Raw genomic sequence first — 17,513 nt, forward strand, 5'->3', positions numbered from 1 at the left:
TTAGGATAAACCTATGAAAAACCAGCCCAATGACATGGTGACGCTCGAGTGGCTACTACCACTTTTTAATCAGCAATTATCACAAGTATCTGATGGCTGGCAATTAGGCGCTGATAGCACTAATTACGAGCAAATGGTACAGCACTACCATCAAGTTGGTGGCGCTCTAACTATGGTTAACCTGCCTTTATTGGCAGACTTAGCGACTAAGCTAAGTCTGTTGGCAGGTGCTGGTCGCCAAGAGGACTTTACTACTGACGATTGCCGCAGTGGTCGGTTTTCTCATCGTCTGTTACAACGTGAGCTGACGCAGTATATGCGTACAGGCAGTCATCATACGGCTTTGATCAATAGAGCCGCTGCTGATCTTACTCAGTCACTATCACGACGAGGTATTGCGACAGATCTTTTTTCACAGCCATCTAGCACTACTAAAAATACACCTCACGAACATTTGATTAATAGCGATTTTAGCGCTGAAAATGTCATCGATGATATTGAATTAATCGTACCAAACCCGGCGGCAGATGCCCATCTAGACATTCAGCAATATCAGCAGTTATTGTTGGTTTGGCGTCAGCAAGTACAAGCATTGTTAGCTGCTAATAGCAATCAGCCCTCTATACTAGCCCTCTTGCAAAAAGTCAGTGAGTACTTATGGCAAAGCACAAAAGAGGGTGATGTGCAGCGTCTATGGTATCTAACCGAGTTATGGCTGCACGATCTTGCCCACAATAAAACACCATTGCCTGAGCACTATGCGCCATTATTAGCGCAGCTTGAGCAAGTGATTGAGTCAGGCGGTCATCAGACTAAGCTAGCATCGAGCGTTATTAAAGACTTGATAGCCAGTATTTATATTGAGTCAAGTGGCCTTGCACAAAGTAGCGAGCATACGCAATCTATTCTCAATAATTTACCGCAAAGTGAGACTGTGGCTTCGCGTTTTTTACCGCGCATATTGAGTGAGCTTGAGACGCTCATATTCAGTCTTGATCAGCCGCAAACTTTATTGAATCCATTACAGCGTATAAATAGTCAGCTCGAAGCTCGAGGTTGGACACTCTATGCGTCACAAGTCGCATTTATTCTAGCAGATATCGAACGTGCTCTCTCCTCAGAAACAGGGTTTGCACAAGAGCAATGGCAGATCGAACGCCAGCTCCAAGAGCTATATAGTGCTATTTATAATACCGAACAGACGATATCTACCAAAATAGGGGACGCAGCTGACTTTACTTTGAGGTCTGATAGCGCTGACTCGCGGTTAGGAGCTAGTACGGACAGCAGCGCTGCTACGAAAGACTTACGTGAACTGCGCATTGCTGTTGAAGACATAAAACAGCGCTTTAACGCCTATATACAGCGTCAAGATATTGCCCTCTTACCTGAGACGGCTGAGCTGACAGACATCGGCCACACTTTTGATGAGATGGGCTTGCCCTCAGTCCGTGAAGCGACTGATGCGATAGCCAACCTATTTGTACAACTGACGACTCATGATGTTAATGTGCTCAGTTGGAATGTTACTCAAGCGTTGGCTGAGGGCTTGACCTCTATAGAGCTGCTGCTAGACTATCTGGCGCAGCAGGTCTTTGACCAACCATTATTAGCGCTGGCAAATCAGCATATCGATAATGCTACCATACTGCTGAATGACTATATTCAAGCGCCTGAAAGTGTTGAGCACAGTTTCCTTAGCCAAAAACCTGTGGCAACTGATGTGCTGCGCTACGATGATAGTGGGGAGATTGCGCCTGTTACTGAGCATGCCGTCAATGACCAAGCTTCTGATATCCAGGCTTCTAATACGCCAAACCTTGATACAGCAAGTGTAGACGATGAAACTGTATTAGAAGATGAGAGCGATAACCTCATAACGAATAGTGCTGTAGTAGGTAACTTTAACACTGCAAGCGATAGTGAAGACTTGCTGCGCGCGCGTGAACAAGTGAAACCTGACACTTTTGATATAGATGAAGACATTCGGGACATTTTCATCGAAGAGGTGACAGAGGTCGTCGAGGACTTAGAAGATTTTTTACCGATTTGGCAGCAAGACTCACAAGATCTAACGCCATTAACAGAAGTGCGCAGAGGTTTTCATACCTTAAAGGGATCAGGACGCATGGTTGGTGCTTTTAGCATCAGTGAGATGGCATGGGCCATCGAAGATCTGCTCAATCGTCTGTTGGATAAGACATTACCCGTCACGGACGATGTTGTTGACTTGGTGACAGAGAGCACTAAGCGATTATCAGTCTTGGTTACAGATTTTACAGCACAACAACCGCCAAGCTTTGATCCTGCGGTAACCATTTTACAGAGTCATAACTTGATGACAGGACAGCCGGTTAACTCGGGTTTAGAAACTTCTATAGCTGCACCATCAGGCATTGTATTCAGCGAAGATGATTCTATATTAGATGAGACTCTTGACTTAGGTGAGCCCATGTCAATTGCTGACTCTACTGAGTTGGCAGATGCTGCAGATACGATTAATGATTCTCAAACTGTACAGAAAGAGGCTGGAGACAGAAATCCAATAGACTCTCTTTCTGGTTTAGCATTACCAGCCGTACTCGTTCCTTTTATGCAAGAGACTGAGCAGTTACCAACGGATGCGAATGATGCTGATCCTGATATTAAAGAAATCTTTATAGAAGAAGCCAATGAAGTGCTGGCCGACATCGTGCCTTTATATGAGCATTGGCAGCTGTCACCCACTGATTTAAGCGATTTGGCGGATATTCGTCGTGGATTCCATACGCTAAAAGGTTCTGGTCGCATGGTAGGCGCCAACTATAGTGGCGAGCTGGCATGGTCTATAGAAAACATGCTCAATCGCATTTTGGATAAGAGTATCGTCGCGTCAGCCGATATAAGACAGCTTATCGCCGATGTGCTAGGCGCGTATCCCGCCATGCTAACTGCCTTTGAAAATAATAACAGTCAAGGTTACCCCGCATTGGTGCCGTTATGGATTACTTGTGCTAACGCTTTTAGTAAGCAACTAGGCGATGAATTCAGCTATGTTGAGTTATATAAGCAAGCGTTGAGCTCTACTGAGCAGTATTCTGCAGTGCAGCCTGATGATACGATTGACCGTATCCATGATGATAGTAGCAATGATGATATTGAAGATATGGATAGTATGTTGCAGACAATTCATTCGGTTAATGCGATGATGGCAGAAGCACCCGTTATTTTGACGCATCAAAATGCAGAAGAAAAAGCATTTTTTGAGATTTTTATCGACGAAGCAGAAGCGCTATTACAAGATATCAATACCTTTGTTGATGATCATCAAGGCCAGCCTCACATTGCAGTCAGTGATGATATTGTTCGTGCCTTCCATACCCTAAGAGCCGCGTCTGGCTCTAGTGCTTTAGCGGCGATTAGCGAAGTCAGTGCGATGATTGAGCAAAGCTTAGAGCTATTACAACAGCAGGATGCTTCTATGAATGCGCAACACCTAGAAGCATTAGCCCAGTCTGTGACACTGATGGATGGCTACCTCAATAATTACAAACAGAATGCCCAGCAGCAAACCATATCGACAGAAGAGTCGCAAAGCCAGCAAGATATTGCCTCATTACAAGCCATGCTGGGTGAGCAGTATGCCATCGGCGATCATAGCGAAATTACGAATAACAAGCCCACTATAGATCAGCTATTAGATGAAAATATTGATGAGTTGCTCGATGCTGAATGGCAGTTAAATGAGGCGCTGAGTCACTCTGATAGTGAGCAGGTTCAGACATATATAGAGCAACAACTTGCCCAAATAAATTATCTATCTAGCAAAGCGCTAGAGTTTCCAAAATTCAGCGCGATTCTTGGTGCATTAGCAGCGGCTTATACTTACTTAAATGATCATCCTGAAACAGCAGCTGATGCTGCTATTCAAACCACGTTACTGGCTGGACATGCTCAGCTAGTAGGGCTATTCGATGCCTTGGCTGGTAGTACCTCACTAAAAGTTGATGAGCAAGTGCTTGAAGGTTTACAGCGTATTGCTAATGGCACTGCCAGCAGTGATGAGGCTATCGACGAGTATAATGATGATCTGCCTAGCGTGCAAAGTGTCTCTGCCCCTGAGTTGCAGCTAGAGTCTATCGATACCGATATTGAATTGTTAGAGATCTTTTTAGAAGAAGCGCAAGAGCTCGATGATGCGCTTGCCGAGAGCTTTAACAAATGGCGTGCGGACATCTCTAACATCAATACTCTAAAAGTATTGCAGCGTCATTTGCATACCATTAAAGGTGGTGCGCGCATGGCAGGTATCCGTAGTATTGGAGACTTGACTCATGAGGCGGAGAGTATTTACGAAGCCTTTGTAGAGCATAGACGCGAGCCAACCACCCAGTGGCTTGAGATTATGCAAATCGTGCAAGATACCTTGTCGTTGCAAGTGATGCATATGGTCAAGCATCAGCAATCGTTTTTTGCACCTGAACTTATTGAGCAGCTGCAACAGTTTGAGAAAGCACAAGCATTACCAGATAATGTCAATCTGATTGTACCGGTGCCAAAAAACCATGCTGACGCTGAGCCGCAAGTTTTTGCTAATGATGCGACAGACAGTAATGTCAAGACCACAGAAGTATTAACGCTTGATAGAATGATTAAGCAGTCATGGGCCAATGGCTTACCGGACCCTGATATCTTAGAAGTGTTTTTAGAAGAAGCGGCAGCGCTTACCAATAATAATCAATATTTGCAGTTATTCTTAGATAACGTGAGCGATACCGTTGCCTTGCAAGCGCTACAGCGTGACCTACATACCCTTAAAGGTGGCGCAAGAATGGTCGCAGCAAATGGCATAGCGGACTTGTCACACGAAATGGAAGCAGTCTACGAAGACCTTGCTAGTCGTCGCCGTCCTGCAACGAAAAAAGTCCAAGAGTTACTGGTGGCTTGTCATGATTGGTTAGCAGATGCTCTGTTTATTCTAAAAGAGCGGGTCAACCCGCCAACACCTGGATTGTTGATAGAGGCGCTACAAGTATTCAGTAAAAATCCTGATAGCCTAAAACAAATACCTGATGAATCGCTGCAAGGGCAGCGAAAAGCTATCTTGACCGCCAAGGAAAAGCAAAATTCAGATGGTAGGGTCAAAGACATCAGTAAGATGCCATCGATGGTCGGCAAGTTCACTGGGCAAGAGCAGAGCGCTAGTAGCAATGAGATGATTCGTATCTCAGGTGGTCTAATCGAGCATATGATTAACTTGTCTGGTGAGTCAGCGATTAACCGTGCTCGTATTGACATGGGTATGAGTAGCTTGACCAACAGCCTTGAAGAGATGGGCATCACGGTACAGCGTTTGGCGGATCAGTTACGTCGAATGGAGATTGAGCTTGAAGCTCAGATTTTATCGCAGATAGATGATGAGCTGATCAGCCATGAAGGCTTTGACCCGTTAGAGATGGATCAGTACTCCTCTTTGAATCAGTTATCAAAGTCTCTGACAGAGTCGGCATCAGATTTGATTGATATCAATCATACACTGTTAGAAAAGACCCGAGATAGCGAGAGCTTATTATTACAGCTGTCGCGGACGCAAACTGAGCTACAAGATGGCTTGATGAACTCGCGTATGGTGCCATTTACGCGCTTGACACCGCGCCTTGAGCGTACCGTACGTCAAACGGCCAATGAGCTTAACAAGTCTGTTGATCTAACGATTATTAATGCCGATGACGAGATGGATAGAACCATTCTAGAGCGCATTACGTCGCCGCTTGAGCATATGCTACGTAACGCTGTCGATCATGGTATCGAAGACAGCGCAAACCGTCTAAAAGCTGGTAAAGCACGCAGTGGTAACATTACTTTAGAAGTACTGCGTGAAGGTAGTGAAATTGTCATCAACTTGTCCGATGATGGGCGCGGTATCGATGTCGAAGCGGTTCGCAGCAAAGCAATTGCTCAAGGTCTTATCGATGCAGACGATAGTAGTCTGACGGATCTTGATATCATGCAGTATATTTTTAATGCAGGCTTGAGTACCAGTAAGCAATTAACGCAAATCTCAGGGCGCGGCGTTGGCATGGATGTCGTTATCAGCGAGATTCGTCAGTTAGGTGGCGTAGTATCTGTAGTCTCTGAGCTTGGTCAAGGATCGCGCTTTACCATGCGTTTACCACTCACAGTAGCAGTGTCGGATGCCCTAGTAGTGCGGGCAGCAGATCGCTACTATGCCATACCATTGGTTCAGATTGAGCGTGTGGTACGTATTAACCCAGAAAAGCTTTATGACTACTATCAGTCAAATGATGCGACCCTCAACTTTGAAGACAATGATTATCGCGTGCGTTATTTAAATGAGATTTTATCAGGCAATAAACTCAATGAATTGGTGGTCAATACCAATACGAGCTTGCCAGTGATTATCATTAAAAACCGTACTGGACAGAATATTGCCCTGCAGGTCGATCAGATAGCTGGCTCGCGTATCGAAGTCGTGGTAAAACCGTTAGGGCAACAATTCTCCAACCTATCAGGTATTTCCGCTGCTACCATCATGGGTGATGGCTCGGTCATGCTTATCTTAGATTTGATTGCCTTGATGCGTAATGCGCCAGTGCTCAAAGAAGTTGCCTCGTCTACTGGCTCTAAGCACAGACGTTTGGAGTCTCAGCCGACTGTGATGGTCGTCGATGACTCGGTCACGGTACGTAAAGTCACGTCGCGCTTCTTAGAGCGTCAAGGCTACAAAGTTGCCGTTGCCAAAGACGGTGTCGATGCGATTGAGATACTACAAGAAACGATACCGGATCTCATCCTCTTGGACATTGAGATGCCGCGCATGGATGGCTTCGAAGTGGCCATTCAAATACGTCATAATAAACGCTTGCAGCATATCCCAATTATCATGATTACCTCACGTACTGGTGAAAAGCATCGCGAGCGTGCTCTGGAAATTGGGGTGAACGATTATATGGGTAAACCCTTCCAAGAAAACGAGCTACTCAATAAAATCCAAACGCTATTGGGTGAAGAGGTCAGCTTGACTCATGAAGGATAATGTACCTGCTCTATTAGCGCTCAAAGAAAAAAACCAAAATGATATCAAGGTGCTGGTGGTCGCAGAAGACCATCACCAGCGCATGGCCTTTTCGGATACCGTACGCAGTTGTGGTTTTATCTTGGTTGATTGTGTGACACGGGCGCAGCTGAATACCAAGTTTGAACTTTATGAAGCACCTATTGATATCTGGCTAATAGACAGTAATTATGATGACGGCGTTGCCACGGCTACTACTGTGTCTCAATCGATTGGAGTGTTGGTGGGTTTTAGTCAAGCGCCTTATCTAAATGAGGCGCAGCAGTATGCTAAATGGCAACGCAAACTAAAGCGTAAACTTGCGCAGATGTTGTCTCTACCAGCATTGGTGGATACCCAAGCTTACCAGAGTGATACCAGCGATTGGCGTTACGTGGTGTTCTTGGGGGCGTCTATGGGTGGCCCTAGCGCTGTCAAAGAATTCTTAGATAATTTGTCACCCACGCTACCTATTTGTATCTTATTGGCGCATCATTTCAATCAGACCATGATTGGTACGCTGCCACGTATACTTAATCGCCATAATGACTGGCGCTGTCAGGTGATTACCTCGTCACAACGTTTGCAGTCAGGTCAGTGTTTAATTGCTCCTATTGACAAGCAAATTGTCTGTGATTCTACTGGTCGGATTATATTGCTTGATAAAGCATGGGATGGTGATTATAAGCCTGCTATCGGTCAAATCCTAAAAAACACCAGCGATGTATATGGTAGTGAGTTGATTAACATTATTTTTTCAGGTATGGGCAACGATGGGGCTCAGCATCTGGACTTAATTCAAGACAATGACAGTCAGTTATGGGCACAAGATCCAAAGGTAAGTGCTTGTCCCAGCCAACCACAGGCAATTATTGATTCTGGATACTGCGATTTTATTGGTAGCCCAGTGGCTTTAGCACAAAAACTTACCGACTATATTGGTGAAAGAGTGGCGGCTGCCTCTTCGTATTAATCTATTGTGAGCGACTTATGAAAGAAATTCTAAAGCATTCGTTTGAGGCAGTAAGCTTGCTGACCACGAACAACGGTATGCTCGATGTCACTATCGTCCCAGCATTCAACCAGCCTGACTGGATCATTCCGAGCAGTTTGATTCTGAGTGTGGATGCTCTTGATGAGCATATTTGGACTTATCTGTGGCAACAACAAGAAGTGGTTGTATTCCACTTGCTATCTAGCGAGCAGGTGCCAGATAAGATCATCGTATTGGAGGGCAATACGGCGGCCCATCGCATGGCGTTACAGACAGCTGGTGAACTGCGCCAACTGCAGGTGCGTATCTCTGAGGTTAAGGATGGTGAGCTTCCAGAGCAGTATCACGCTGATAATCTAAGCCATAACGATGCTAAAAAAGCGAAAAATAGCGATAATAAGACTGTTGAAGCGACTGGTGAAAACCCGACCGGTGGCGAAATTGACTATGTCAAAGAGCGTTTTCAAGAAAACGTTGTACAATCCTACTTGTTTCAAACCGTAATTATTGATAGTATTCCTTACTTGGTGCCCGATTTGGATAAAATTGCGCATCAATTGGTTGATTTAGACAGCTAGCTTGTTTGGTAAGGGGCTGATAGTGAATAGCGATTCATTATAAACCTAGTCATGACTAACCCAGCCGCGATGGTCGTGCCGTTAGCTGCTGTCTTTATCTATAAATATTGGTTAGAGGTAATAGGGCAGCTTATGAATAATATCAATGTAAGTGTTTCCAAGTGGTCAGTCGCGAGCCGCTTATTTCACTGGATCAGTGCGGTTTTATTACTGGTAACGTGGATCATGATCCTGTTATACCAAAATCTTGATAGCAATCTCTATATTGGTTTGCATAAGGCGTTTGGCATAAGCTTATTATGTTGGATGATAGCGCGGGTTATTAATCGCATCTTTACCAAAGCACCTCCAGCGTTACCGATGCCAAAATGGCAGCTGTTAATATCAAAGCTGTCTCATTTTGCGCTCTATGCTTTGTTAATTGCGATGCCACTAGCTGGCTTGCTGATGTCTGTCTATGGTGGTCGACCAGTAGACATATTTGGCTTATTTCAGATTCCTATCTTTGTCACGCCAGATAGGGGTTTAGCGCGTTTTTATAATGACTTACATACCGATATTATTTGGCCCATGATTATTGCTTTTACTGTGCTACATATTGGCGCGGCTTTTTATCATCAATTCGTCAAAAAAGACAATCTGATAGCTCGCATGAAATAACCAATGAGTTAGAAAAATATACATCCACAAAAAAGCCCTCAGTATCGTACTGAGGGCTTTTTAGATGAAGTATTTTTAACTTAAGACTTAACGCGGGCTTGTTTCATATGCTTTTGGGCAGATTACTTCTTATGCTCAGGCAAATTGATATTCATCTCTAGCACATCTAAGCTGTCTTCAGAACGATGATTGATGTTCACATCATCAATTTGCACGCCATTGACGTACTTATTCACCACTTCTAATATTTCACGTTTCATTTTTTCGATACGATCCGCCGTTAAGCGGTTGTTTAAGCGATTTTCACTCGCAACGATAACCTTGAGACGCTCAGTGGCTAGGTTGGCGCTACCGACAGTGTTGCCGTCATCAGTACCGAACAAACTACTCCAAAATCCTTTTTTCTTACTCATCATTAACCCCCAAACCAGCGCTGTAATAGACTCTTTTTCTTCACATCAATATGACGTAATGGACGCTCTTCGCCTAAGAAACGGGCGACAATGTCATCATAACATTGACCAGCGATAGAATCGGTATAATGGATCACCGGCTCACCGTGGTTAGATGCTTCAAGCACTGAATGGCTTTCAGGAATAACGCCAAGTAGGGGTACTTTTAAGATATCGTTAGAGATGGTATCGATGTCCATCATCTCATTCGCTGCTGCACGTTCGGCATTATAGCGAGTGATAACCAAATGCTCACGGATAGAGCCTTGGTTCTCTTCGATTTTTTTGGTGCGGCTTTGTAAAATACCGATGATACGATCCGAGTCACGTACTGAGGAGATCTCAGGGTTGGTCACGATGATCGCTTCATCAGCATGATACATCGCTAACTGAGCACCGCGCTCGATGCCAGCAGGCGAATCACAAATGATATAGTCGAACTGCTTAGACAGCTCAGCCATTACTTCGGACACCCCTTCGTCGGTCAGTGCATCTTTATCACGCGTCTGACTGGCAGGCAGGATATATAAGTTTTCAAGCTGCTTATCTTTGACCAGTGCTTGTGATAAGCGAGCGTTACCGCTGATGACGTCTACAAAGTCATAAACAATTCGATTTTCACAGCCCATGATCAAGTCTAGGTTACGTAGACCTACATCAAAATCGATAACAACCGTCTTATAGCCACGCAACGCCAAACCGGCAGCAAAAGAGGCACTCGTGGTGGTTTTGCCCACACCGCCTTTACCTGAAGTGATTACAACAATCTTCGCCACAATGGCACACTCCTATGAATCAATGGGATATCTATTAAATAAAATAGCGCATTTACTTATGCTTTGCATACTTATTATTCACATGCAATATATGCGCTACCTGCGAGCGTAAGCCTAGCATATATAAACAAAAATTTATAGCAAGTCTGCACTAAAGCTCAAAAACAGCCAATATCTGTGTTAAGTACTGCTGCTACTGGCTGTCAGCGCTCGCAAACATAGTAAATAGTGGCAGAGACAGCAGATTAGGATAGGGCAGTTTTGTTAAATAAACTTACTACAATATTAAACGAGTCGCCTAGCCCTAAACGCATTATGACTATCAAGTAGTGACCATCTAAGTAGTGACCATCTAAGTATTGACTATCTATAGTTATTACAGAAGGTAGCTACTATAGATAGCCACTACAGAGATTTTCTTGGGCATTTATACATAAGCAGCAATATACCACTAGGCGTCTAAGCCTCATCCATCACGGTAAAGACCAAGCCTTGACCCTCTATAAAGCGTACTTGTACGGGCTTGTCGATCACGTGTTCGGGTAAGTTGTCTCGTAGGCAGTAAGTGCCGGCGACCGATACCAAGGAGGGGTTAAAGACCTGACAAAAAATACGAGCATCTTTATCACCCGTGGCTCCTGCGACCAAACGGCCTTGGGCGCGGCCATAAACATGCAAGCTGTTGTCGGTAATGGCTTCAGCGCCACTATTGACACTGTTGGTCAAAATCAAATCCCCACCGACATGGTTAAGGCTTTGTCCTGAGCGCAGCATTTGATCATAGATGAGGCTGGTAATATGCTCAGCGCTGACTAAAGTCTCTGCTGGAATATTAGAGAGAGTCGTCTCGGTCGCTGTCTCAAGTGCGGGTTCAGACGCTGCGGCTACGTCATTCGTGCTGGTTGACTCTGTACTTTTGGCTTCTGATGCTTTACTGACCTGAGCAGTGGCTTTTTTGCTGGGTAAAATACGCTCGATACGTTTGCCATCAGCAGGGAAGATTGCCAATCGTTGTTCTCGCGCTTGGGCATCTAATACACCTGTTACGACACCGATAGGTTGTACGCCCCATGACCATAATAGCTCTACCAATGCTGACAGGTCTTGTTCGACCTCGCTATCGATAAGGATAGGGATATTGCTGGATTTGTTGCTGAGCGTTTCGGCAAGCTGAGATTCGATAGCGCTCAAATCATTGGTACTGAACTGCAAACGCGAAAAGGTGAGCATCTTGCCATAAAAGGCGAGAGCAGGGATGCTACTCGGGGCTTGTGCGCTGCTGTCGTTGTCTGAAACCGTCATAAGATTGATCCTCAAAAAATGTCGTATTGCTGCATGCGTACTATATTTATTATTATTTAGTGGTTATTTATTAGGTGCTGGTTATCTATCAGGTACTAGCTATTTGTCAGCTATTTTTAGCAAGATTTTATAAGTTAAGCATATCTTGGTGCTTCCATTGCTGTACTTTTACCTGTGCCTCAAACTCTGTCAAACTGTCCTCAATGATACTCGAAATTAAAGTATCCAGCGCTGTGTTATTGGTATCGATTTGCGCCACGCCGCTGGCAATAGCGACCATCAATGCATCGAGGCGTTCTGCATCGAGTAGCCGCTCGTTTAGAGCAATGACTACGTTTTCACCGATATTGTGTCCGACATGCTGCAATTGTGACTCAATCAAGCCGCCGGCGATTGGTATCATGCGCAAGTAGCGACGCAACTCAGGCGTATTGGCCAAACCTTCCTTAATCGCTTCGCCCATCGCACCGGCTATCATATTGCTACCTCCCGGCGAGGCGGTCAGCGCTTGTAGTTTTGGCGCCAGTTCTGTGCGTAGTAGCGACAACAGGGCGGCTTCAATCTCATGGCGATTGCGCGCAATCGTTGATTCGATAAAGGACTTGTGCGTTTCAGGGTTGGTAAGTTGCTGACGAAAGTTGTCGATGGTCGTCAAAATTACCCGATCTGACAACTCTTCTAATAACAGCTCAATATAGAACTTGATACGAGCAATCCATGACTGCGGCAGTACTTGATAGCCAAGCTGATATAGCCGGCGGCCGATGACCACCACCCGAAATAACCGTAGCGCGCGTAGCTGTGGAAAACAGCCTAACACTTCATACCAATGGACAAAGGGAAAAAAGAACCAGCGATAATAAGCTTTTTGCTTAACGGCAATCGCCCAACGTACCAACAGTTCTACGATTAAAAATATGGTAAAAAAGCCACCCGCCGTACGCAATGGATCGTGCAAGGTGTTCTGATACCAGTTGAGCGCATCACTCAATGCCAGCCATCCTGCGACATTACTACTAAAACCACTCATCAAGATGGCATCGATACTGATCAATAAAAGATCAATATTAATAGCAACAATCATCAAGATGTCATACGTCAGCTTAAAGCGACTTGGCTTGGGACGATTTAATCGTGGCGGCTGCTCGATCGAGGAATGAGTGCTCGGAGACTGACTGTTTGCTAAGTTCGATGACTCATTTGGCATTGCTGCTATCGGCGAGCTTTTAGTGGGAGAGGCGGGCACAGTCATACCTTATTAGTAAGAAATGGCATAAGAAATCATGTCATCAGTAGGCACTGCTAGTGAGGACATGATTACTAAATAAGCGAGCGTTTTAATGACTATTCACATTATCAATGAATGGCATCAAAAAACAACCCATCAACCATTATAATTTGGTATTTTATACAAATTGAGTAACCTTGATATTAGGGTGTGTTCTCAATCTGAACCTTAAGCAGTAAATGCGCTAAAAATGGCTAAATATTTGCCAAACTTCGTCAAGTAGCTTGCTAATCTCTCGATATTATCCGTACTATTTTCTCTGTTCAGCTGCCATTTATCTTATTTTTATCACTATTTTCAAAATGAGGACACGCCATAGCCAGTCTTTAGTATTTAAATAGCAGCGTAAAAAGTATGGCACCATTGTGGTTTGAAGGTTTACTGAAAAAATAAGTTATCTTTAGCCTATTTGCTCTGCGGATTGTCTGCAAAGTCAGCCAGCATCGTCGTAATAAGGTCATCTTTTTGACGCCATATCTGCTCAACCCAATCAAACATCTTCGCCTTGATTGACTCATCTTCTTCGTAGCCACCATTTTTGATACCAGCAAACAATTCATCAGGTATCTTAATGTGTCGAACATCAACGCCCAAGCGCTTAATATTGCCTTTCCACAAATCACCATAGGTTGGCACGCCATCAGGATAAACGATGGTCATGTCCAAAATACCGTCGATATCATCTCCTAGTGCATTGACTGCGAGCGCCAAACCACCTGCACGCGGTTTCAGTAAATGCGTATAAGGTGAGCCTTGTTTGGCGTGTTTTTCTTGGGTAAAGCGCGTGCCTTCTAGATAGTTCAATAAGGTAAATGGCTTGTCTTTTAAGAGCGCACAAGCACGTTTGGCTTCTTCGATGTCTTTGCCTTTTAGGGCAGGGTTTTTGGCAACCTTTTCTTTAGAATGGCGGCGCATCATCGGGAAGTCTAAAAAATAAAAAGCTTGGCCAACGATTGGGATATAAATCAGCTCAAACTTGGTAAAAAATCGGGTGAGGGGCAGGCGCTTTTCACCAATGTATTGCACGATACTGGTATCGACCCACGACTGATGATTGCTAACCAGTAGATATTTGCCATCCATATGAACATCATTGGGCAAATTGATACGCCAATCTTTGCGTGGCAACATATTATCGATTAAAGCATTATTACTACTAATCCAGTGGGCAGCAATTTTTATCACGGTTTTATCCGCAATAGGGGCGCCAGTAATTATTTTGGTCGCACCCATTAGCCATAAGGGAATACTATAACCAAAGCTATTGGCTGCGATGACACTGGCTGCGGTGGTCAGCGAGACCGCTTTGCCCAATTTAGGCGCGCGTTGATGTATTTTTTGAATAGTAGAGGTCAGGCGCATGTTTAATCCCTTTTCTATCGATATTATTAATATATAAATGCTCCATTTCTGGAGTCGCTATCGTCGAAGTTTTTGGCGTTTTGTTAAGGTTGAACGCGTGCTATATGCTTATAGCTTTTATTAGCGCTACTTTAGGGTCAACTTTATTGCATGATTTTAGCAGAAATTAATGATAGTGTACGACTGTAAACGTGACTAGTCATGGCAGACATCGCTAGCGTTAGAAAAAAACTGGCAAGCCTTCTGCACTTCTCATACATAGATGTGACAAAATATTACACATGAATAGATGGTAATTGCCATAATAATGACGAGTGTAAATAAGCACCTAAATAAGATTAATGAATAATCTTCTATAAAAAGTACAATTTAACCATTTTTTTAAACTTAAGAGGAAATATTATGCGTAATACATTAATGATTGCCGCAGTCGCATCTGGTCTAGCATTGAGTGGTTGTACAACAGATCCAAACACTGGACAGCAACGTTTGAATAAAACGGCTGTTGGTACACTAGCGGGTGCTTTAGGTGGCGCGACTATCTCAAAAGCAACGGGCGGCGACAAAACTGGTCGTGATGCTGCTATTGGTGCAGCATTGGGTGCAGGCGTTGGTTACTACATGGAGCGTCAAGCTAAGCAGCTTGAACAACAAATGGCTGGTACAGGCGTCACGGTTGAACAAAACCCTACGACTGGTAACATTGACTTGGTTATGCCAGGTAGCATTACCTTCTCATTTGATGATGCTACATTGAGCTCATCTTTCAAGCCAACCCTTGATAAGCTAGCATCGACGATGAATCAGTATAATAAGACCACTGTTAACATCGCAGGTCACACTGATAGCAAAGGTTCAGCATCATACAACATGGGTCTATCACGTGATCGTGCTTACTCAGTAGCTAACTATCTGACAGCTCGCGGTGTGGCTTCTAACCGTGTTAATGTTGTTGCTTATGGCGAATCACGCCCAGTAGCGGATAACAACACTGATTATGGTCGTCAACAAAACCGCCGTGTTGAGCTAACGATTAACTCGCCACAGAGCGTAAACTAAGCCATTACTTAGTAGCTATTTATATTAGTATCTATTTACATTAAGAACACTGTTAAAAAGGGTCAGCAATATGCTGGCCTTTTTTGTGCTTAAAATTTGCGCCACTAAATTATCAAGAGTACCGACTAGACCAAAACGGCAAATTATGTTTGATAATAGTTATCAATAACATTATAATTCGCAAATATTTGAATATTCTAGCAATAATATTTCAGTAATATTAATGATACCGTTTGGCAGATTTGACAGTAATTATTATTCTGGACATTCGTTATTTACTGTATTTACCCTTTTTCTAATGTATCTCATCGAGGACGTGTATGAATATGACCACAGTGACGAGCCGTAAAATTTTACCGACTACTTTAGCCGCTGCGCTTGCAGGGATACTGCTAGTATCGGGTTGTACCAAACAAGCCAATGACGATGCCGCCACTGATGCACAAGCGGAGGTACAAGACACAGAAGCCGCTAATAATAAAACCACGTCCGGTGCAGAAAAAGCCAATATCGATCGCTTGGTGATTAGTTATGCAAATATGGCTCATGCTACCTATAAAGACTCATTAGATAGCGCAAAAACCTTGCAGACCGCTGTAAATACTTATGTAGATACGCCAACTGAAGCGAACCTTGACGCGGCAAAAGCTGCCTATAAAGCGGCGCGTCAGCCTTACTCACAAACTGAAGTGTTCCGTTTTGATGAAGCCTTTGTGACTGCTGATGACCAGCGTGAGATTGGCAGCGTCGATAGCTGGGAAGGACAGGTCAATGCATGGCCGCTCGATGAAGCGCTCATTGATTACGTCAGCGACGATTACGAAGGTGAATATAACAGTCAAGACAATATCATCAATAGTGATAGCATCGCCGTCGGTAGCATCAAGCAAGATACCAGCACCATTACGCCGCAATTGTTAGCAGACATGAATGAGATTGGTGGTAGTGAAGCCAACGTAACGACTGGCTATCACGCGATTGAGTTTATGCTATGGGGACAAGATACCAATGGCGTCGGTGAGGGTGTAGGCAACCGTCCGGTTAGCGACTATATCACCACCGATGGTGAATGTACCAGTGGCGAAAGCGCAAATACAGAGGCAAGTATTTGTGAGCGTCGTGGCGAGTTCTTAAAAGCTGCTGCGCAATTATTGGTTGATGATTTAACCGCAATGGAAGCCCAATGGCAGCCTGATAGCGAACATACCTTACGCAGCGATATGATAGCGCGTAAAGATAACAATGGTCTGCGCCAGATTTTGTACCAGATGGGCAGTTTAGCACTTGGCGAGCTGGCCTCTCAGCGTATGCAAGTCGCCTTTGTCACGGGCTCTACCGAAGATGAGCACGAGTGCTTTAGTGACTTGACCCATCTAAGTTATGCCAATAATGCTCGCGGTATTCAAAATGTCTTTAATGGTAGCTATAAGACCGTCGCGGGTAAAACCGTGGGTGGCTATGGCGTGAAGAACTACCTAATTGATACTGGTCATAAAGACGTTGCTGATAAGCTGGCGGCTGATTTTAGTAAGGTGGAAAGTGATTTTAATATCATCGTCGAAAAGGGCGAAAAAGAAGGCATCAAGATTGATCAAATGATTGCGACTGTTGGTCAAGCCAGTAAACAAGGTATCTCTGCTGAAGAGCAAAATACGCGTCGTGGTTGGGTTGAGACTGCCATTACCAGCTTGCAAGAATTGACGACTGGTATTGAAAATGCGGCAAAAGCGGCTGGCATTGACAATCTAGATGCTGATGCAGGTTCACAGTTTTAAGCTCAGCTTATACGCTTACTAGCGTCAGTTGTATTCATTTATAATGCCTGATAAGTCTTTATAAGTGAATGAGAATTATTTTCATAGGAAAGTAATTTATGTATAATACACACGTTGTCAATCTCGGTTGGCAACGTGTTTTTTTATGCCCTATTAAAATAACGCTACCAGCCAGCTTTCTTACAGTTGTACCCTGTTGACTGTAACGACATA

Annotated in this window: 11 protein-coding genes; 6 read left to right on the top strand and 5 right to left on the bottom strand. The window is 44.2% G+C overall.

What is annotated here, in order from left to right; genetic code table 11:
• Positions 1–13 precede the first annotated feature (13 nt).
• The 4 genes from W293_RS0110215 to W293_RS0110230 are packed head-to-tail and all read left to right on the top strand — an operon-like array spanning position 14 to position 9,286.
• On the top strand, positions 14–7,036 hold the full coding sequence (locus tag W293_RS0110215; protein ID WP_025652334.1) for an Hpt domain-containing protein: 7,023 nt from the start codon (positions 14–16) through the stop codon (positions 7,034–7,036).
• Complete coding sequence (locus tag W293_RS16360) at positions 7,026–8,027, top strand: chemotaxis protein CheB (protein WP_037025376.1); 1,002 nt, start codon at positions 7,026–7,028, stop codon at positions 8,025–8,027. The genes W293_RS0110215 and W293_RS16360 overlap by 11 nt, the downstream gene beginning before the upstream one ends.
• Before the next feature lie 17 nt (positions 8,028–8,044).
• Positions 8,045–8,626 (top strand): hypothetical protein, encoded by a 582-nt coding sequence (locus tag W293_RS0110225; protein WP_025652335.1) that lies wholly within the window; start codon positions 8,045–8,047, stop codon positions 8,624–8,626.
• Positions 8,627–8,677: 51 nt separating this feature from the next.
• Positions 8,678–9,286 (top strand): cytochrome b, encoded by a 609-nt coding sequence (locus W293_RS0110230; RefSeq protein ID WP_319802577.1) that lies wholly within the window; start codon positions 8,678–8,680, stop codon positions 9,284–9,286.
• A 122-nt stretch (positions 9,287–9,408) separates the two neighbouring features.
• Here W293_RS0110230 and minE read toward each other — a convergent pair whose 3' ends face one another.
• The 5 genes from minE to W293_RS0110255 all read right to left on the bottom strand — a co-directional run bounded on the left by minE (position 9,409) and on the right by W293_RS0110255 (position 14,466).
• Positions 9,409–9,699 carry a cell division topological specificity factor MinE gene (minE, locus tag W293_RS0110235; RefSeq protein ID WP_025652337.1) on the bottom strand — a complete coding sequence of 97 codons (291 nt, stop codon included), beginning with the start codon at positions 9,697–9,699 and terminating at the stop codon, positions 9,409–9,411.
• Positions 9,700–9,701: 2 nt separating this feature from the next.
• Entirely contained in the window at positions 9,702–10,514 is an 813-nt protein-coding gene (gene minD / locus W293_RS0110240; RefSeq protein WP_010201589.1) for a septum site-determining protein MinD, read from the bottom strand.
• A 459-nt stretch (positions 10,515–10,973) separates the two neighbouring features.
• Positions 10,974–11,816, bottom strand: a complete 843-nt coding sequence (gene minC / locus W293_RS0110245) for a septum site-determining protein MinC (RefSeq protein WP_025652338.1) — start codon at positions 11,814–11,816, stop codon at positions 10,974–10,976.
• Between the two features lie 127 nt (positions 11,817–11,943).
• Positions 11,944–13,062 (bottom strand): hypothetical protein, encoded by a 1,119-nt coding sequence (locus W293_RS0110250; protein ID WP_025652339.1) that lies wholly within the window; start codon positions 13,060–13,062, stop codon positions 11,944–11,946.
• A 447-nt stretch (positions 13,063–13,509) separates the two neighbouring features.
• The gene (locus W293_RS0110255; RefSeq protein ID WP_025652340.1) at positions 13,510–14,466 is read right to left on the bottom strand and encodes an acyltransferase; all 957 of its coding nucleotides are present in this window, start codon (positions 14,464–14,466) and stop codon (positions 13,510–13,512) included.
• A 402-nt stretch (positions 14,467–14,868) separates the two neighbouring features.
• Between W293_RS0110255 and W293_RS0110260 the strand changes: the two genes are divergently transcribed.
• Complete coding sequence (locus W293_RS0110260) at positions 14,869–15,525, top strand: OmpA family protein (protein ID WP_025652341.1); 657 nt, start codon at positions 14,869–14,871, stop codon at positions 15,523–15,525.
• Between the two features lie 320 nt (positions 15,526–15,845).
• Complete coding sequence (locus W293_RS0110265; RefSeq protein ID WP_025652342.1) at positions 15,846–17,300, top strand: imelysin family protein; 1,455 nt, start codon at positions 15,846–15,848, stop codon at positions 17,298–17,300.
• Positions 17,301–17,513: the final 213 nt, after the last annotated feature.

It is taken from the genome of Psychrobacter sp. TB67 (assembly GCF_000511065.1).
Taxonomy (GTDB): Bacteria; Pseudomonadota; Gammaproteobacteria; order Pseudomonadales; family Moraxellaceae; genus Psychrobacter; species Psychrobacter okhotskensis.